17 protein-coding genes and 5 pseudogenes are annotated in these 17,624 nt (G+C 70.5%); 13 read left to right on the top strand and 9 right to left on the bottom strand.

Features of this window, described 5'->3' with window-relative positions:
- The first annotated feature begins 151 nt into the window (after positions 1-151).
- Positions 152-1,150, top strand: coding sequence for a helix-turn-helix transcriptional regulator (locus O7553_RS23595; protein WP_281551836.1), 999 nt, complete (start codon positions 152-154; stop codon positions 1,148-1,150).
- A 6-nt stretch (positions 1,151-1,156) separates the two neighbouring features.
- Here O7553_RS23595 and O7553_RS23590 read toward each other — a convergent pair whose 3' ends face one another.
- Complete coding sequence (locus O7553_RS23590; RefSeq protein WP_281551835.1) at positions 1,157-1,588, bottom strand: DUF5319 domain-containing protein; 432 nt, start codon at positions 1,586-1,588, stop codon at positions 1,157-1,159.
- A gap of 330 nt (positions 1,589-1,918) precedes the next feature.
- Here O7553_RS23590 and guaB point away from each other — a divergent pair, with 330 nt between their 5' ends.
- From guaB to O7553_RS23575, 3 genes are all read left to right on the top strand, one after another.
- Complete coding sequence (guaB, locus tag O7553_RS23585; RefSeq protein ID WP_281555723.1) at positions 1,919-3,409, top strand: IMP dehydrogenase; 1,491 nt, start codon at positions 1,919-1,921, stop codon at positions 3,407-3,409.
- A 72-nt stretch (positions 3,410-3,481) separates the two neighbouring features.
- Positions 3,482-4,600: a GuaB3 family IMP dehydrogenase-related protein gene (locus tag O7553_RS23580; RefSeq protein ID WP_281551834.1), complete on the top strand. Its 1,119-nt coding sequence runs from the start codon at positions 3,482-3,484 to the stop codon at positions 4,598-4,600.
- A gap of 104 nt (positions 4,601-4,704) precedes the next feature.
- A complete protein-coding gene (locus O7553_RS23575; RefSeq protein ID WP_281555722.1) occupies positions 4,705-6,075 on the top strand; it encodes a M1 family metallopeptidase in 1,371 nt (456 codons plus the stop codon).
- Positions 6,076-6,143: 68 nt separating this feature from the next.
- On the opposite strand, the pseudogene O7553_RS23570 reads toward O7553_RS23575, so the two are convergent.
- Positions 6,144-6,392 (bottom strand): annotated as a pseudogene (locus tag O7553_RS23570) (non-reducing end alpha-L-arabinofuranosidase family hydrolase); the annotation flags it as partial.
- Positions 6,393-6,426: 34 nt separating this feature from the next.
- Between O7553_RS23570 and O7553_RS23565 the strand changes: the two are divergent.
- Positions 6,427-6,519: pseudogene (locus O7553_RS23565) on the top strand (IS200/IS605 family transposase); the annotation flags it as partial.
- Here the strand turns inward: O7553_RS23565 and O7553_RS23560 are convergent.
- The 3 genes from O7553_RS23560 to O7553_RS23550 form a co-directional block, all read right to left on the bottom strand.
- Positions 6,516-6,902, bottom strand: a complete 387-nt coding sequence (locus O7553_RS23560; RefSeq protein ID WP_281551833.1) for a cellulose binding domain-containing protein — start codon at positions 6,900-6,902, stop codon at positions 6,516-6,518. The pseudogene O7553_RS23565 and the gene O7553_RS23560 sit on opposite strands and share 4 nt — an antisense overlap.
- A 117-nt stretch (positions 6,903-7,019) precedes the next feature.
- Entirely contained in the window at positions 7,020-8,018 is a 999-nt protein-coding gene (locus tag O7553_RS23555) for a DUF5954 family protein (protein WP_281551832.1), read from the bottom strand.
- Between the two features lie 88 nt (positions 8,019-8,106).
- Positions 8,107-9,024: a sulfotransferase domain-containing protein gene (locus O7553_RS23550; protein ID WP_281555721.1), complete on the bottom strand. Its 918-nt coding sequence runs from the start codon at positions 9,022-9,024 to the stop codon at positions 8,107-8,109.
- 331 nt (positions 9,025-9,355) lie between these two features.
- On the opposite strand from O7553_RS23550, the gene O7553_RS23545 reads away from it, so the two are divergent.
- On the top strand, positions 9,356-10,129 hold the full coding sequence (locus tag O7553_RS23545; RefSeq protein ID WP_281551831.1) for a hypothetical protein: 774 nt from the start codon (positions 9,356-9,358) through the stop codon (positions 10,127-10,129).
- Entirely contained in the window at positions 10,126-10,533 is a 408-nt protein-coding gene (locus tag O7553_RS23540) for a GntR family transcriptional regulator (protein WP_281551830.1), read from the top strand. Before O7553_RS23545 ends, O7553_RS23540 begins: the two co-directional genes overlap by 4 nt.
- A gap of 25 nt (positions 10,534-10,558) precedes the next feature.
- Here the strand turns inward: O7553_RS23540 and O7553_RS23535 are convergent, their stop codons facing one another.
- Positions 10,559-10,801, bottom strand: coding sequence for a type II toxin-antitoxin system PemK/MazF family toxin (locus tag O7553_RS23535; protein WP_281551829.1), 243 nt, complete (start codon positions 10,799-10,801; stop codon positions 10,559-10,561).
- Between the two features lie 52 nt (positions 10,802-10,853).
- Positions 10,854-11,093, bottom strand: coding sequence for a hypothetical protein (locus O7553_RS23530; RefSeq protein WP_281551828.1), 240 nt, complete (start codon positions 11,091-11,093; stop codon positions 10,854-10,856).
- A 120-nt stretch (positions 11,094-11,213) separates the two neighbouring features.
- Here O7553_RS23530 and O7553_RS30230 point away from each other — a divergent pair.
- A pseudogene (locus O7553_RS30230) lies at positions 11,214-11,297 on the top strand (FAD-binding protein); the annotation flags it as partial.
- Between the two features lie 50 nt (positions 11,298-11,347).
- Here the strand turns inward: O7553_RS30230 and tnpA are convergent.
- Positions 11,348-11,592: pseudogene (gene tnpA / locus O7553_RS23525) on the bottom strand (IS200/IS605 family transposase); the annotation flags it as partial.
- Between the two features lie 64 nt (positions 11,593-11,656).
- On the opposite strand from tnpA, the gene O7553_RS23520 reads away from it, so the two are divergent.
- The 5 genes and pseudogenes from O7553_RS23520 to O7553_RS23500 all read left to right on the top strand — a co-directional run bounded on the left by O7553_RS23520 (position 11,657) and on the right by O7553_RS23500 (position 16,323).
- Positions 11,657-11,890, top strand: coding sequence for a helix-turn-helix domain-containing protein (locus O7553_RS23520; protein WP_281551827.1), 234 nt, complete (start codon positions 11,657-11,659; stop codon positions 11,888-11,890).
- A gap of 56 nt (positions 11,891-11,946) precedes the next feature.
- Positions 11,947-12,179: pseudogene (locus tag O7553_RS23515) on the top strand (GMC oxidoreductase); the annotation flags it as partial.
- Between the two features lie 57 nt (positions 12,180-12,236).
- Positions 12,237-13,790, top strand: coding sequence for a glutamine-hydrolyzing GMP synthase (guaA, locus tag O7553_RS23510; RefSeq protein ID WP_281551826.1), 1,554 nt, complete (start codon positions 12,237-12,239; stop codon positions 13,788-13,790).
- Between the two features lie 276 nt (positions 13,791-14,066).
- Positions 14,067-15,011, top strand: coding sequence for an NUDIX domain-containing protein (locus tag O7553_RS23505; RefSeq protein WP_281551825.1), 945 nt, complete (start codon positions 14,067-14,069; stop codon positions 15,009-15,011).
- Positions 15,012-15,264: 253 nt separating this feature from the next.
- Positions 15,265-16,323 carry a phosphatidylcholine/phosphatidylserine synthase gene (locus O7553_RS23500; protein WP_281551824.1) on the top strand — a complete coding sequence of 353 codons (1,059 nt, stop codon included), beginning with the start codon at positions 15,265-15,267 and terminating at the stop codon, positions 16,321-16,323.
- Positions 16,324-16,365: 42 nt separating this feature from the next.
- On the opposite strand, the gene O7553_RS23495 is transcribed toward O7553_RS23500, so the two are convergent.
- The gene (locus O7553_RS23495; RefSeq protein ID WP_281551823.1) at positions 16,366-17,619 is read right to left on the bottom strand and encodes a phosphatidylserine decarboxylase; all 1,254 of its coding nucleotides are present in this window, start codon (positions 17,617-17,619) and stop codon (positions 16,366-16,368) included.
- Between the last annotated feature and the right edge of the window lie 5 nt (positions 17,620-17,624).

Below are 17,624 nucleotides of genomic sequence, written 5' to 3'. Positions count from 1 at the left end.
GAACGTGTGGGAACACCCGGGTCGGAACCTGCGCGCGATAGCCGGTCGGCGACGTGGCCGCCGGTCCTGAACTTTCATCTTTTTTCGTGGCAAAGCACATGAGCGAGCGTGCCTCGCGTGATCTGCTGCTGGCGGGAGAGGGGAGTCACAAGTGCGCAAGGTGCTCGTGTGTGTACGAACGGTAATTGCAGCTCAGAACATCGCCGCCGCCGCCGCCCGGCTCGGCCTCTCCGCCGCAGTACGCACAGCAGTCTCTGAACCGGAGGTGATGCTGCGGCTCGCCGAACGGCCAGCCGAGATCGTACTCGCCGACACCGCCCTGGCCCGTCCGGACAGCGCAAGCTTCACCCGCCGGGTGCTGGCCCGTTCGCCGGGCAGCGTGATCGTGCTGTTCGGCGGGGAGGACCCGCAGGTGGCGTCGGCCGCGCTGGCTGCCGGCGCCCGCGGGCTGCTACGCGGCACCGACGACCTGGTCACCGCCGTGGCGAAGACCCTGCTGCTGCTCGCCGCGCCGGGCCGCCGTACACCGGCACTGCTGACCGAGCAGTCAGCAGCCGCACCGGCCCCGGCGGTGACCGCCACCATCGGTGCCGCTGGCGCGGTGACCCACCACCCCGGGGCTGCCGCCGCTGGTACCGACTCCGCCGGACGATCGGTCACCGGCGCCGCCGCCGAACCGGCGGCGCCAGCCGCCGCCGGTGCGGACCCGGCCACCGGGCCGAACGTCGTGCCGAACCAGCGCGACGACGCGGCCGCGACGGCGTCGGCCGCCGACACCGCCGGCGCACCGATGCCCGTCCCGCACTCCGACGGCACGGTGACTCAGGACCAGGACCAGGACACGGACTCCGGCACCGCCCCGACGGATGGCGCTGTGTCGAACGGCGGCGGGCCGAACGGTGCCGGGCCGGACGGCACTCAGCCGTCAGACGGTCGAATCAGCGCACTACGCCGGATCGGGCTCACCGAACGCGAACTGCAGGTGCTGCGCGGGATGGCGGAAGGCAAGAGCAACGGCGAGATCGGCCGCGACCTGTTCGTCTCGGAGGACACCGTCAAGACCCACGCCCGGCGACTGTTCCGCAAGCTCGGCGCACGGGACAGGGCGCACGCGGTGGCCACCGGATTCCGTACCGGACTGGTCGCCTGACCGACCTTAACCCGGCCGGCCCTTGTCGTCGGCCGGTCGGTCCTGGTCGTCGTCCGCCTCGTCCCGCAGGGTGTCGTGCACGCCGTCGGCGTACCCCCGCGCGTACTCCCAGCTCACGTAGTGGTCCGGGTCGGGGTTGAAGGCCGGCTCGTGCACCCTCGGCCGGCCGGAGTCCAGCAGGTGCCGCAGATTGCCACGCAGCAGGTCCCAGTCGAAGTAGTGCGGCTCCCGGCAGTCCTCGCAGTCGATCACCAGCCCGCGGATCCCGACCGCGCCGAGCAGCGCCCGGTAGACCTCCAGGTCGGCGAGGTCCTCCAACACGTCCTGCCGTTCGGCCGGCGTCAACGAATCCGGCTCGCCGGCCTCGGTGGGATCCTCCAGCCCGGCTGCCGGATCGGCGGGGTCGCCGCTGAACGGATCGATCGGCTCTTCGTGCACCCCTCCACCGTAGTCCCACCCGTACCGGCTGCGTGGGCCCCACCCGGTCCGGCTGGCCGCGCAGGTGGCGCGTCCGGCCGGACCGACGGTGGGTACGATGAACCATCGCACCGCGAGACGGGGCGAGCCGGTCAACCGCCACCCACGCCGGGCCGCCTGCCGCCCCGGCGCCCGGGCATCAGCCGCCGCCGGCCTCAGGCGAACCGTCCGACCAGCTCAGGGGAAGAAGTCGTGGAATACTCGCCCACCCAGCAGCCCGTCGTCGACAGCACCGCCAACGGCGGTCACGTGCCCCCGGTCCCCGCCGCGTTCGGCGGCCACGTGCCGGAGATGCCCGCCGGGTCGGCCCGGGCGGTGCCGCTCGGGTTGACCTTCGACGACGTGCTGCTGCAGCCCGCCGAGTCGGACGTCATCCCGAGCCGGGTCAACACGGTGACCTCGATGACCCGCAACGTGCGACTGTCCGTACCGCTGCTGTCCAGCGCGATGGACACGGTGACCGAGGCGCGGATGGCGATCGCGATGGCCCGGCAGGGCGGCATCGGCGTGCTGCACCGCAACCTCTCCGCCGACGACCAGGCGATCCAGGTCGACCTGGTGAAACGCTCCGAGGCCGGCATGATCACCAACCCGGTGACCTGCGGCCCGGACGACACCCTGCGGCACGTCGACACACTGTGCGGCCGGTACCGCATCTCCGGCGTCCCGGTCGTCGACGAGCAGGGCGCCCTGGTCGGCATCATCACTAACCGCGACATGCGGTTCGAGACCGACCAGAACCGCCCGGTACGCGACCTGATGACCTCGATGCCGCTGGTCACCGCCCCGGTCGGGGTGGCCAAGGCGGATGCGCTGGCCCTGCTGCGCCAGCACAAGGTGGAGAAGCTGCCCCTGGTCGACGACGCCGGCCGGCTGCGCGGGCTGATCACCGTGAAGGACTTCACCAAGAGCGAGCAGTACCCGGACGCGACCAAGGACGACGCCGGCCGGCTACGGGTGGCCGCCGCGATCGGCGTCGGCGACGACTCGTACAAGCGGGCCCGGACCCTGGTCGACGCGGGCGTCGACGTACTGATCGTCGACACCGCCCACGGCCACCAGCGCGGGGTGCTGGACATGGTGCGCGCCCTGAAACGGGACACCGAGGTCGACGTGGTCGGCGGCAACGTCGCCACCTACGCCGGTGCCCGCGCGTTGGTCGAGGCCGGCGCGGACGGGGTCAAGGTCGGGGTCGGTCCGGGTGCGATCTGCACCACCCGGGTGGTTGCCGGGGTCGGCGTACCGCAGATCACCGCGATCATGGAGGCGGTCCGGGCCTGCCACCCGGCCGGCGTTCCCGTGATCGCCGACGGCGGCATCCAGTACTCGGGCGACATCGCCAAGGCGTTGGTCGCGGGTGCGCACACGGTGATGCTGGGCAGCCTGCTCGCCGGTTGCGAGGAGAGCCCCGGTGAGCTGCTGTTCATCAACGGCAAGCAGTTCAAGTCGTACCGGGGAATGGGGTCGCTGGGCGCGATGCAGTCCCGTGGCCAGGCCCGCTCCTACTCCAAGGACCGCTACTTCCAGCACGACGTGCTCAGCGACGAGAAGCTGGTCCCGGAGGGTGTCGAGGGCCAGGTGCCGTACCGTGGACCGCTGGCCACCGTCGTGCACCAGCTGATCGGCGGGGTCCGGCTGGCAATGGGGTACGTCGGCGCCGAAGGCATCGACGACCTGCACCAGCGCGGCCAACTGATCAGGATCACCGCCGCCGGTCTGAAGGAAAGCCACCCGCACGACATCCAGATGACCGTCGAGGCCCCCAACTACCACACCCGCTGACCTACGCCGTCGACCTGCCCGCGCGGTGGCCGAGCCGCCGGGCGGTCGACCTGTTCATGACGGAGATATGCCATGCGTGACGTGGTCGAGATCGGGCTGGGCAAGACCGCGCAGCGCGGCTACCACCTGGACGACATCGCCATCGTGCCGAGCCGGCGGACCCGGGACGTCGACGACGTCTCCACCGCGTGGCAGCTCGACGCGTACCAGTTCAAGATCCCATGCGTGGCGCACCCGTCGGACGCCACGATGAGCCCGGCAAGCGCCGCCAAGTTGAGCGAGCTCGGCGGGCTCGGTGTACTCAACGTCGAAGGGCTGTGGACCCGCTACGAGGACCCGAGCAAGGTGCTCGGCGAGTTGGCCGCGCTGGACGACGACGACCCGGCGACCCAGCGGCTGCAGGAGGCGTACGCCGAACCGATCCGCCCCGAGCTGATCGCCGAACGGGTCCGGCAGATGCGGGCCGGCGGCGGTACGGTCGCCGCCCGGGTGTCACCGCAGCACACCCTGGCGCTGGCCCCGGTGGTGCTGGACGCCGGCGTGGACATCCTGGTGATCCAGGGCACGCTGGTGTCTGCGGAGCATGTCTCCACCACCGACGAGCCGCTGAACCTCAAGGAGTTCATCGCCGACCTGGATTTGCCGGTGGTGGTCGGCGGCTGCACCGACTACAAGACGGCGCTGCACCTGATGCGTACCGGTGCGGCCGGGGTGATCGTCGGGATCGGCGCGGACGAGTGGTCGACCACCGACTCAGTGCTCGGCATCCGGGTGCCGATGGCCACGGCGATCGCCGACGCGGCAGCCGCCCGCCGCGACTACCTGGACGAGACCGGTGGCCGGTACGTGCACCTGATCGCCGACGGAGACCTGCAGACCTCCGGTGACATCGCCAAGGCGCTGGGCTGCGGTGCCGACGCGGTGATGCTCGGGGAGCCGCTGTCGCTGTGTGCCGAGGCCCCGGCGGCCGGGGCGTGGTGGCATTCGGTGGCCAGCCACCCGAAGCTGCCGCGCGGCGCGCTCGGGGTGGCCGACGAGCCGCTGGGCACGATGGAGCAGATCCTGTTCGGCCCGGCCGACTCCCCGGACGGCCAGCAGAACCTGTTCGGCGGGCTGCGCCGGGCGATGGCCAAGTGCGGCTACCGCGACCTGAAGGAGTTCCAGCGGGTCGGTCTGGTCCTCGACCGGTGACCATCCGCTGTCCGTCGTTCGCGCCGGGCCGCCGTCGGTGGTCCGGGCCACGGCGGCGTCCGGCGGGTGTCGCCGCGCTGCTGACGGTGGTGCTGGCCGCCGGCATTGCCGGCTGCGGCGTCCTGCCGGAGCTAATCGACCGAAACGACGACAGCCCGGCGGGTGGTTTCCAACCCGGTGCGGCCGGCATCGGCGACCCCTACTTCCCGACGTACGGCAACGGCGGCTACGACGTGGCCGGCTACCAGTTGGCGTTGCGCTACGACCCGGACGGCGAGCGGCTCGACGGCACCGCCACGATCACCGCCACCGCCACCGCGGACCTGTCCCGGTTCAACCTCGACTTGGCCGGGCTGGTCGTCGACGAGGTCATCGTCGACGACACCCCGGCCGAACACAGCCGCGACGGCAACGAACTGGTCGTGACCCCGACCACCGGCCTGACCGACGGTACGCAGTTCACCGTGGTCGTCGACTATGGTGGCCGGCCCGAGCCGCTGACCAGCCCGGACCTCGGCGTGGGCGGCTTTCACGTGACCGACGACGGGGCGATCGCGCTCGGCCAACCCGAGTCGGCCAGCACCTGGTTCCCGGTCAACGACCACCCGCTGGACAAGGCAACCTTCGACATCGAGATCACCGTCCCGGACGGGCTGGCTGCGCTGAGCGTCGGCGTACCGGGGCCGACCCGCAGCGACGACGGCTGGACCACCTGGACCTGGTCGGAGTCCACCCCAGTGGCCAGTTATCTGACCACTGTGGTGATCGGCGACTACCGGGTGGAGCGTGGCACCCATGCCGGCCGGCCGATGGTGACCGCCGTCTCCGCCGACCTGCCGGAAGGCGGCCCGGCCGAGCAGGCGATGGCCCGCACCGGCGAGATCGCCGACTATCTGGAGACGGTGTTCGGCCCGTACCCGGTCGACGCGTACGGCGGCGTGGTGGTGAACGACGACCGGATCCGCTACGCCCTGGAGACCCAGTCCCGGCCGGTGTACGGCGACGTGTTCTTCGACTCCGGACCGGTCACCTGGGTGGTCGCCCACGAGCTGGCCCACCAGTGGTTCGGCAACAGCGTGTCGATCCGGCACTGGCGGGACATGTGGCTCAACGAGGGTTTCGCGACGTACGCGGAATGGCTGTGGTCCGAGCACGACGGTGCGGCCACCGTCGACGAGATGTTCGACCGCGAGTACGACCGGATCGACTGGGCGAGTCCGGCCGGTGACCCCGGCCCGGCGGGGATCTTCAGCCAGTCGGTGTACAAGCGGGGCGGGCTGACCGTGCACGCGTTGCGGTTGACCATCGGCGACGACGCGTTTTTCCGCCTGCTCCGCACCTGGACGGCCGAGCGACGCAACGGCAACGCCAGCACCGAGGAGTTCGTCACGGTCGCCGAGCGGGTCTCCGGGCAGCCGCTGCGGGAATTCTTCGATGCCTGGCTGTTCGGCGACACCGCCCCGGCCAAGCCCTGACTGGTAGTGCGTGGCGGGCCCGGCGTGGATGCCGTGCCCGCCTTGTCATGGTGTGGTGTGGGCTTCGGTCACCGTTGGAGGGTGAGGACGCCGGGGCGGTAGGGCAGGAGGCCGTAGTCGCCGCCGGAGTTGGGGGAGCGTCCCTGGTAGAGCATTTGGAGGTTGCAGGGGTCGATGGTCATGGTCTGGTCGGGGTTGGTGCGGATGAGTTCGCCGTGGCTGATGTCGTTGGTCCAGGTGGCGCCGCTGTTGGCTTTGCCGGCGAAGGGGTTGTTCTCGCTGGTGGCGTTCGGGGTCCAGGTGCCGCCGAGGTTGGTGCCTCGCACGCCACTACCACCGGGCCAACAAACTCTCTGGTCGGGCTCGTACTTCGCCGGCTCCGTCGGCGGCGCGCCACCGAGCATCGTGAAGCAGCACATCGAGCAGCAGAACCGGCCAGGTTAGAGCACTGCTCGGGCCCTGGCGGCCCCCCAGCGCGGGCCTTCACCCCCGGTCTGAAGGCCGGAGCACTGGCCCGCGTTCCGGTAGCTGACGTTGCTGGCGCTCACCGCCGAGTCGCTCTGGGTCAGTGACGTGTTCCAGGCCTGCATCACCGTCTGCCCGGCGCCGAACGACCACGTCAGCGTCCAACTGGTCAGTGGATCACCGAGGTTGGTGATGGTCACGCGGGCGCCGAACCCGCCTGGCCACTGGGACGACACCGCGTAGTTGACCGAGCAGCCCGCCGCGGCGGCACCGGCCGGTGCCGCCACGGCGAGCGCGGCCGACGCCAGCAACGCGGCCCCGGCCGACGCCAGGCCGGCTCTGGTTGTTCTCGATTTGATCATTTAGCACTCTCCCAGCAGGACGGTGATCTGGCACTCTGTGCGCAGGTCAGTGTTAGGTGAGCGTTAACATCCGTGCCGGGTACGTTACGGGAGCGTTCCCACTACATCAACCCATGTCTATGCTGGGACGTCGGGTTCCTGCATGAGGCGCGCCGGGGGCAGGTGCGAGTCGGGGTCCGACGGACGGGGGCCCTCCGGGCCGTCCGGGCCGACCCGGACGAATGTCTCCACCCGGGTCACCCGGCACCGGACGCCCTTCAACTCGAAGTCGTCGGTGCGCGGCGGCCGGTGCGCCGCGCGGGCCCGCTCGTACGCGGCCATGAACTCCTCCACCGGGGTGTCGTCGTCCAGCTTGACCCCGACGTCGGAAATTGAGAACGACTCCGCGTCCCGAGCGTCCTGCGGCGTAGCGTAGGTGGTGGACGACCGCGGCCGCCATCTGCCAGCGACGCACTCTCCGACGGTGAAGCCGACCGGGAGCAACACCACGTTCGGATGCGTGGTCACCGCCAGCCGGGAATCGGCGTGCACGTCCCCTGGGACAGCTCTCGGATGGTAGGAGGCGGAGACCATCTCCATCCGGACGAGTCCGTTGGTCAGTCCGGTGCCGGCGGCCGGGTCAATGACGAATCCGTCCAACTGCGACGTGTTCCGCATCGTCTGGCCCGGCGGGTACGGGTCCGGGTCGGTCGGCCGGGGTGGCTCCGGCCCGTCCGCGCCCATCCGGATGAACGGCTGGGCTCGGATGATCCGGTAGCGGGAACCGTTGACGGTCAGTTCGTCGACCGCCTCCCAGTCCAGCAGCTCGTACACCGCTTCGTACTCTGCCCGCTCGGCGGCGTGCTCGGGGGTCTGCGGTGTCTCACTGTGCAGCCGCCGGAAGTGGGACGCGAGGCTGTCACGGGCATCCTGCGGGCTGTCGGCGTTCAGCCGTAAAATTCGCCACCGACCGTTCACCTCCTGGGCGGAGCCGTAGATCGGGGCACCCCACATGATCTTCGGATAGGCGGCCGCACGGTTGCGGGCGTCGTCCTCGGAAACCGCCGATACCGGGTCGTCCCGATGCTCGATCCTGATCAACAGGTGCTCAGGCACCTGGTTGGCGTCATAGACCATGTACGCATTGTGATGGCTCAATCGCTGGACCGCAGCCCCGCCCCGCCGGGATCGGCCCGCACCACGGTCGATCCGTATCGGTGTGGCCCTACTGGCCGTTCGGGTCCAGGCTCTGCTGACCATTCGGGTCCAGGGCAGCACGCGCCTCGTCTCGGCTGGGGTACCCGCAGAGCTCGACGAGATTGCCGGTCGTCGCGACGAATGCCTCGTAGATGTCGTCGTCGAAATGGTTGAGCCAGTCGCCGGCCTTGCCCTTGCGGTAGTGCGCCGTCGGCCCGGTTTCCAGGCGATTCTTGCGCATCCGGGAGAACCCGTGCCGGTCGAGCAGCGCCGCCAACTCGGCCGGAGGCAGGGCAATCCCACAGTGCCGCATCAACTCTTCCACCTCGTCCGCCTGTCGCTCACCGGTCAGATCCTCGTACCGGAAGAGGCGGAACGTCTCGGCGCTGGGTGCGACCACCCACGACCGCAGCGCGGAGAAGAGGTTCTTCTCCGCGAGGTGGTTGATGATGTAGAGGAGGCCTTCCTTGCGCGGCTTCTCTTTGAGGATCTTCCGATGGTGCAGGACGTCACCCATCGGGGTGTGCGAGTTCCGCAGCGAGAAGTAACTGGAGACGACGATGTCGCGCGGGTCCCGCATCACGAAGAAGGCCCGGTACTTCTCCGGCTTGGGGATCGCTTCGAAGCGTTTGTAGCCGACGAAGAGCGACGATGCGACCCGGCCGGGCGGAATGGCGTCAGGGTAACGCCGCCGGTGGACCCGCTGATCGAAGGGCAGCAGGCCGGAGTACTGATACACGACCGGGTCGCTGAGGATGGCCTTCACCCACTGGCTGCCCGTCTTGCGGACCGTGCAGTGGTAGATGTTGTCGTATTCGCAGCGGGCGACCACCGGGATCGTCAGCCGGCTTCTCGCGATCCGCGTCTCGAGCATCGTCCACCGCACCGCTACCCGCAGGTTGCTGGGCGTGTGGTGCTTGGCGAAGGTGAAGGTCTGTTTGATCAGTGTTCTAGCCCTGTCTCTGCCCGCAGCCTGTTCCTGCCCGCAGCGGATCTCTGCCCAAAGTGGACGACGCACGTCAGCGGATGATGCGCATCTCGGCCTGAGATGATAGTACGCACCTCAGTCTGAGATGATGATGGACGTGGACCGTTCGGTCAACCTCCGAGCCGCCCGTGAGACTCCCCTTGCTGAGCGTGCCGACCCAGGAGTAGGCGGCGGAGGTCGATGCCGAACCGGGTGCGCGGCTCGGCTCGTTTGTAGCAAGTAGTTGACACAAATGGGCGCCTTGGTTCACTCTGCTTGTACTGCATGCTTGACACAAGCGGGGAAGCTCATGACCAGGTCGATCGCCCGGCGCACCGCCGCGCTGCGCTGGGCCGGAGTGGCGGTCGGGGCTGTCGTCGGCGTGATCGCCGCGCGATCGGGGGACCTCGGCGTGGGGCTGCTAGTGGCGGCACCCCTGCTTGGGCTCTGCACGCTCGTCGGCGTACTCGCCGGGGAGCTCACGGTACGGCCACCACGTGGGCCGACCCGGACCGCCGCCGTCGAGGTCCGCCGGATCCGCGACTACCTGCCGCGCCGCCTCGGCGGGGTGGTGGGGGTGGCCGGCGGGGTGCTCCTCATCCTGCTCGCCGCGACGACGACCGGTGACCCCGACGACATGGGTCGCCCGGGACGGGCGCTCATCCGGCATTGCGCGGCCGGCCTGTACGAGAGCCGCGGCCCGTGGCCGGGCTCTTTCTACACCGGCGGGCTGGCGGTCGTCGTGCTGGTCGGTCTACTGATGGCGTGCCTCGCCCTGCGCGCCATCGTCCGGCGACCGCGGTCCGGGAGTACCGGCGATGCGGCAGTCGACGACGTGCTGCGCAGACGCGCGGCCCACGTCGTCACCGGCGCGGTCGGCATCCTCGTCGCCATCCCGCTCGCCGGGGTCAGCCTGACGGCGGCCAACGGCCTGCTCGGCACGTCCTGCGCGCCTACCTGGTGGACCGTCACAGGCTGGGTGCTGCTCGCGCTGGCACCGGCAGCGCTCGCGATGGGGGCCTGGTGTGCGGCTGCAGTCCTGCTGCCCACGGACCGGGCCGATTCACCGGTGCGGACGCGATGACCGATCGTCTTGCGTTGACGGTGGTCACCGGTGATCCCACGCCGCCCTACGAACAACTACGCCGTCAGTTGGTCGAACTGATCCGGTACCGCGCGCTGGCCCCCGGCGACCGCCTCCCGCCCGTCCGCCAGCTCGCCGCCGACCTGGGGTTGGCCGCCGGTACGGTGGCCCGTACGTACCGCGAGCTCGAGGCGGCCGGGTTGGTGACCTCCCGGCGTGGCGGCGGCACCCGGGTCGCAGCCGCGCAGCCCGCCGGGCCCGGTCCGGATGAGATGCTGCGTCACCACGCTGCCGCGTTCGTCCGCGAGACGCGTCAACTCGGCGTGGACGACAGCCAGATCAGCTCGGCGGTCGCCCGAGCGCTGGAGGCTTCGACGCAGGACCCCGACGCGCAGGTCCGGTAGTCTGCCGTCCAGGAGTTGGGCCGGCTCAAAGGATGTCGAGAACGGCGCGTAGCAGCCGGTTGACCTCGACCATCTCGGCCGGGCTCAGCCGGCCGACGCGCTCGCCGATCGCCTTTTCGACGTCGACGGCACGCAGTTGGTCCAGCATGAGTCGGGTTGGCTCGCCGCGCACGGTGACCTCGGGCCGGAACACGTACGGGTGGGTTGAGGCGGAGGTAGGAGCGACGATGATCGTGGACAGGTTGAGATCGTCGGACTGCACCACCACGGCGTACCGCGCTCCTTTTTGCTCATTGCGGGGTGCGCGCAGCCGGTAAACGTCACCACGCACTGAGCTCGTCCATCTCAGCCTGTACCCGGCGAACCTCCGCGAGGTCGTCGATGTCGCCACGAGCGTGCTCCGCGTCGGCCCGCATCCTTGCCCTCAGCGCCTGGTCGGCGTGCTCATCGAGAAGCCGCGTGATGACCTCGTCAATCGGCGCGTCACCGAACTCTTCCGTGCGGGTCCGCATCAGCCGGTCGCGAGTGGCCGTGCTGACCCGGATCGTCGTCGTCGCCATGCAGAGAAGTCTACGTATCGGGCTACTTGTCATCTACAACTCAGGTCTACTTCCTTCGGCTGCTTGCCGATCCGCTAGCGGCTGGTGGTGCAGCGGTTACCGGTCGGTAATGATGGCCGGATGCGGTACGACGTGGTCGTGATCGGCTCCGGGTTCGGCGGCAGCGTCGCCGCTCTGCGGCTCGCCGAAAAGGGCTACTCGGTGAAGTACGAGCCCGACCAGAGCTTGTTGGCCCGGTGGTAGTGGCGTGCGAGGTCGGGGAACTCCTGCCGGAGGCGGCGCGGCGGGACGCCCTTGAGTGAGTTGACCAGGCGGGAAACGGCGACTTCGGGTGGGTGGTCGACCAGCAGGTGGACGTGGTTGTGGCCGCCGTTGAACTCGACCAGTTCGGCCTCGAAGTCCGTGCACACGTCCCGCATGATCTGTTTCATGCGGGTCAGGTGCCGGTCGGCGAACACCGGGTGCCGGAACCTCGTCACGAAACCAAGTGGACGTGCATCGCGACGACGCAGTGCCTGCCGGTACGGACACCTTCGACTTCTGGCGTAGACCAATATGGTGTCGTGTGGTTCGTGCAGCTCCGGTACCAGTTCCGGGTCTATCCGACGCCCGGCCAGCAGATCACGCTGGCGAAGGCGTTCGGATGCGCCCGGGTGGTGTTCAACGACGGGCTGCGCGCCCGGCGGACCGCCCACGAGCAGGGTCTGCCGTACGTGTCGGACGCCGAGCTGTCCAGGCGGGTCATCACGCGGGCCAAGGCGACTCCGGAGCGGGCGTGGCTGGGCGTGGCTGGGTGAGGTGTCGGCGGTGGTGTTGCAGCAGGCCCTCGCGGACCTGAACACCGCGTACCGCACCTTTGACCGCGCACATCCTGGGCGGGCGGTGATCGGCGCCAGCCGCTCCGACGGCGTCGTCGACGCGTACCACCGGGTTTTCGGTTGTCTGGGCCTGTACGTGGTCGACGGCGCGGCGGCGCCGGCCAACCGGGGGGTGAACCCGTCGCTGACCATCGTCGCGCTCGCCGAGCGGGCGATGGCCCACTGGCCGGTCAAGGGCGAGCCGGACCGCCGCCCCCCGGCGAGCTGAGCCGCGACCCTGAACCATCGTCGGGACGGTTCGGCGACGGTCGGTAGGCTCCGGAGCATGAGCACGCCGCGTCCGGTCCTGGTGGTGGACTTCGGAGCCCAGTACGCCCAGCTGATCGCCCGTCGGGTGCGCGAGGCCAAGGTCTACTCGGAGATCGTCCCGCACGACATGCCGGTGGCCGAGATGATGGCCAAGGAGCCGGCCGCGATCATCCTGTCCGGCGGCCCGGCCAGCGTCTACGCCGACGGTGCCCCGCAGGTCGACCCGAAGCTGTTCGACGGTGGGGTGCCGGTCTTCGGCATCTGCTACGGCTTCCAGGCGATGGCGCTGGCGCTCGGCGGCACGGTGGCGCACACCGGCAACCGGGAGTACGGCGGCACCCCGCTGGCCGCCCGTCCCGAGGCCGGAGTGCTGCTGCGGGAGCTGCCGACCGAGATCCCGGTGTGGATGAGTCACGGTGACTGCGTGACCGCCGCGCCGGAAGGGTTCACGGTCACCGCCGGCTCGGCCGGGGCGCCGGTCGCCGCGTTCGAGGATCTCGCCGGCCGGCGGGCCGGGGTGCAGTTCCACCCGGAGGTGGGGCACACCGCGCACGGCCAGCTGATGCTGACCCGCTTCCTGTACGACATCGCCGGCATCGAGCCGACCTGGACGCCGCAGAACATCATCGACGAGCAGGTGGCCCGGATCCGCGAGCAGGTCGGTGCCAAGGAGGTCATCTGCGGGCTGTCCGGCGGAGTCGACTCGGCGGTCGCCGCCGCGTTGGTGCACCGGGCTGTCGGCGACCAGTTGACCTGTGTCTTCGTCGACCACGGGCTGCTGCGGGCAGGGGAGGCCGAGCAGGTCGAGTCGGACTACGTCGCCGCGACCGGGATCAAGTTGAAGGTGGTCGACGCCACCGACCAGTTCCTCGGCGCGCTGGCCGGGGTGACCGACCCGGAGCAGAAGCGCAAGATCATCGGTCGGGAGTTCATCCGGGTCTTCGAGGCGGCGGCCCGCGAGGTGGCCGCCGCCGGTGACGTCGAGTTCCTGGTGCAGGGCACCCTCTACCCGGACGTGGTGGAGTCCGGTGGCGGCACCGGCACCGCCAACATCAAGTCGCACCACAACGTCGGCGGGCTGCCGGACGACCTGCAGTTCGCCCTGGTCGAGCCGCTGCGCACGTTGTTCAAGGACGAGGTGCGGGCGCTCGGCCTGCAACTCGGGCTGCCGGAGGCGATGGTCTGGCGGCACCCGTTCCCCGGCCCGGGGCTGGCGATCCGGATCATCGGCGCGGTCGACCGGCAGCGGCTGGACCTGCTGCGCGCCGCCGATCTGATCGCCCGCGAGGAGCTGACCGCCGCCGGGCTGGACCGCGACGTCTGGCAGTTTCCGGTGGTGCTGCTGGCCGACGTGCGCAGCGTCGGGGTGCAGGGCGACGGGCGCAGCTACGGCCACCCGGTGGTGCTGCGTCCGGTGTCCAGTGAGGACGCCATGACTGCCGACTGGTCCCGGCTGCCGTACGAGGTGATCGGCCGGATCTCCACCCGGATCACCAATGAGGTGCCCGAAGTGAACCGGGTGGTGCTGGACGTGACCAGCAAGCCGCCGGGCACCATCGAGTGGGAGTGAACTGACCGGTCAGCCGGTGGTGGCCGAGGGGCGATCATCCGGTCCGTGGTGGGTCGCCGGAGTTGCTTGTACGGGGCCTGAGCTGTGGGGTTCTGGGAGGTCGTCATGCTTCAACGGTCCACGCGGCGGTCCTCGGCGACCTCGGTGACCCCCCGGATCAATACCCTGATCCGTCCCGGAATGCGGCTCTAGGTAGTCAAGTAGTTACCTAGAATACTGTCGCCAATCTGACAGTCGTCCGCGCCGACTGGCCACTTGCGGGCAGAATTCGGACTCGTGACTCCCGCCCTAGAGCCGCTTCGCAGGATCGCGGCATACGCTGTCTGTGCCGATTCGGAGGACCGGGTTCTGCTGGTCCGCGCCTCTCCGCGCTCTGGTACACCCGGGGTGTGGTCGCTGCCGGGAGGAGCGGTGGACCACGGGGAGGATCCCAACCACACCGTGGTCCGGGAGACCGCCGCGGAAACCGGCATTTCGGTCGCGATCACCGGGTTGCGTGACGTGCTTGCCGACATGCGCTCCCTTCCTCGGCGCGGAATCACCCTGCACACCGACCGGTTGATCTACGATGCGTCGATCCGTGGCGGGCAGATCTGCCACCGGATCAACCAGCCTACCGACCTCGCCCGGTGGTGCAGTCTGGACGAGGCGAAGCAACTGCCGCTGCGTCCGTTCACCGCCAGTGCCCTCGGCCTGCCGCCGGAGACGATCGACCTGCGCCCGGACACCGCTCCCGACTTCCCGTCGTTCTACGCCGTACCGGGGCCGGACGGGCTGCACCGGGCGCAACGGTTCGCCGCGTACGCGGTCGCCACCGACCCGGTTCGGCGGGTCCTGCTGACCCGGATCGCGCCCGGCTACCCGGGTGCCGGTCGGTGGCATCTGCCCGGCGGTGGCACCGACTACGGCGAACAGCCTGGCACGGCGCTGATCCGAGAGCTGGTCGAGGAGACCGGCCAGCGTGGCAGGCTGGTCCGGCTGCTCGGCGTGGCCAGCCACCGGGACGCGGCCTCGCTCGGTCCGGAGGGCTACCCGATCGACTGGCACGGGGTGCGCGCCTTCTACCAGGTGGAGGTGGACCGCCCGTCGCTGCCGATCGTCACTGACATCGGTGGGTCGACCTCGGAGGCCCGCTGGTTCGCTCGGACGGATCTGGCTGCCATCCGGTCGGAGCTGACCGAGGTGACCGCCGAGGCGGTCGGAGCCGCCCGGCTGGTCTGACCCCGACCCTGGCGGTGCCCTCCGACGCTCGGCGGCACCGCTGGGAAGGCTGTCGTCGATGCTTGCTTCAGCTAGCACCGCTTGCTGAAGCAAGCGCATCGCCGTGAGCAGGTGACCGGTTTGGCCCGGACGAACCGGCATAACTCAGACTGATCTCTCGCCATCCCGCGTCGGCTGTGCAATGGTGTAGGCCGCATAATCGGGCGTCCGGCACAAACTTGCGCCGGGCGACCGACCGATGATGGAGGGATCCGTGGCGAGAGCCCCGTGGCGGCGGCGGCGTACGACTGACAGTCCCCGGCCGGCAGGACGTCAATGGGCGGGCCGTCGATGGACCGGTCCGCTTCGTCGTAGTGGCAGCCTGGCCCGCCAGGTCCTGCTGGTGCGGGTCGGCCGCAGCGGCAGCGACCGGCTCCGTTTCGGCCGGCGGTCGGCGGACTCCGTCGGACGGTACCGGGTTGACCCGCTGACGGCGGCCGAGATCGCCGCGATCGCTCCGCTCAGCCCGGCGGTCGGTCCGGTCGGTCCGGCACCTGCCACCGGTGTCGAGGACCGCCCGATCGCCCCCGACGACCACACCGCCACGGCGGACAGCCGGCCCGGAGAGCTGCCGCCGGCTGCCGTACCGCTGCTGCCCGGCACCCCGACGGCGGCCCGGCGGGCCGGCTTCGTGCTGGTCAACTCGACTACGCTGGCCAGCCTCACGCTCGGCCTCACCGCCATCTTCCTGGCGATGGAAGGCGACGTACGCCCGGCTGCGGCCTGCCTGATCGCCTGCGTGGTCTTCGACGGACTCGACGGGGCGCTGGCCCGCCGGCTCGGGGTGGCGAGCCCGTTCGGCGCGCAGATGGACTCACTCGCCGACATGTGCTCGTTCGGGCTGGCCGCCCCGGTCGTCGTCTACGCCTCGCTGGCCGGCTCGGTCTCCACCACCGCCGCGGCGGTCGCCTGCGCCCTGGTCGCCGGCTGCGCAGCGATCCGGCTGGCCCGGTTCAACGTGTCGCCGTGCGACGGCCGGTTCTTCACCGGCGTACCGACCACGCTGGCCGCCGCCGTCCTCGGTCTCGGCGTGCTGATCGACGTCCCGATCCCCGGCGGTGCGCAGCTGGCGGTCGTGGCGCTGCTGGCCTTCGCGATGATCTCCAGCTTCCCGTACGCGAAGCTGGCCCGGCTGATCAAGCTGCCGCCGTGGCTGTGGGTCGTGCCGGTGGTCGGCGCGTTGATCGACGCGCGGCTGACCTTCGGCCTGACCGTGCTGGCCTACCTGGTGAGCGGGCCGGTGCTCTGGCTGCACCAGCGGCGGGCCACCTGACCCTCAGGCACCGGCCCGGCCCCGACCGGCCGGCTCTGGGGGTCAGCGCCAGCGGGCGATCACCGAGCTGCCACCGGCCACCCGGTCACCCGGCCCGACCAGCGCCTCGGCGGCGTCCGCCGGCAGGTAGACGTCGGTGCGTGAACCGAACCTGATCAGCCCGAACCGCTCACCCTTGGCGAGCAGACTGCCGACCGGGGCGCGGTGCGCGATCCGTCGGGCCACCATTCCGGTACGCTGCGCGACCACCACCCGGCCCCGAGCGGTCTCCAGCACCGTGTACGCGGCGACGTTGTGCTCGGCGGCCGGCTTCATCGCGGCGGCGAACCCGCCGTCGGTGACGAAGTGGTCGACCACCCGGCCGGCCACCGGGCTGCGGTTGACGTGCACGTCGAGCACCGAGAGGAAGACCGCGATCCGCAGGAACCCGGTGGCACCGAGCCGTTCGTCGTGCACCCGCTCCACCGACAGCACCCGGCCGTCGCTCGCCGCGACCACGGCGGTCGGATCCTCCGGAACGTCGCGTTGCGGATCGCGGAAGAACGCGGCGACCGGGCCGGCGGCCAACGCCGGCAGCAGCCAGAGCCGGCTCTTCGGCCGGGCCAGCCGGGTCGCCGCGGCCAGGCCGAGGGCGATCCCGGCGGCGGCCACGCCGCTGGAATCGATGTGCATCCCCCGGGTCAGCGGCACGCTGCTCGTCCGGAACGCCGGCCCCAGCTTGGCGGCCCGGTCGACCGGCGCCGGGGTGAACCGCAGCCGGTGCACCCGCAGCGGCGGGACGTTGCGCAGCACCAGGTCACTGCCGACGCCGAAGAGCGCCACCTGCCGGTCCAGTTCGGCGGCCGCACCCGAGGTGCCGCCCGGCAGCGCAGCGACGGCCACGGACAGCACGGCGCCTTCGGTGAGGTACTTGCCGTAGCCGTCGATCATGACGCGGGCCTGCTCACCACTGCCGGTGAGGACGGTCCCGATGATGAGCAGGTCGGCCGGGTCGGCGGCCGACGCCGTCTCGATCACCCGGACCCGTTCGTCGACCCACGGGCCGTGGCCGGCGATCTCCGCCCGCAGCTGTGCCGTCTGGTCGACGCTGGCCGGCACCACGGTCATCGTGTCGCCGGGTAGCAGTGCGTCGATGGCGGCGTCGACCAGCATCGATCCCGGGGCCACCTCGACCAGCAGGACGTGCTTCGCCGCGTTGTCCCGGGCGAGTTCGGCGGTCAGCGCCCGGGCGGCGCGGTCGCCGACGTCGGCGCGGGCACGAAGCACGGAAGTGACTGGTACGGGGGTGTCGGACATGGCGG

Origin of the sequence: Solwaraspora sp. WMMA2059 (genome assembly GCF_027497315.1) — a bacterium.
Classification (GTDB): domain Bacteria; phylum Actinomycetota; class Actinomycetes; order Mycobacteriales; family Micromonosporaceae; genus Micromonospora_E.
This window is presented reverse-complemented; position numbering and strand designations above follow the sequence as displayed.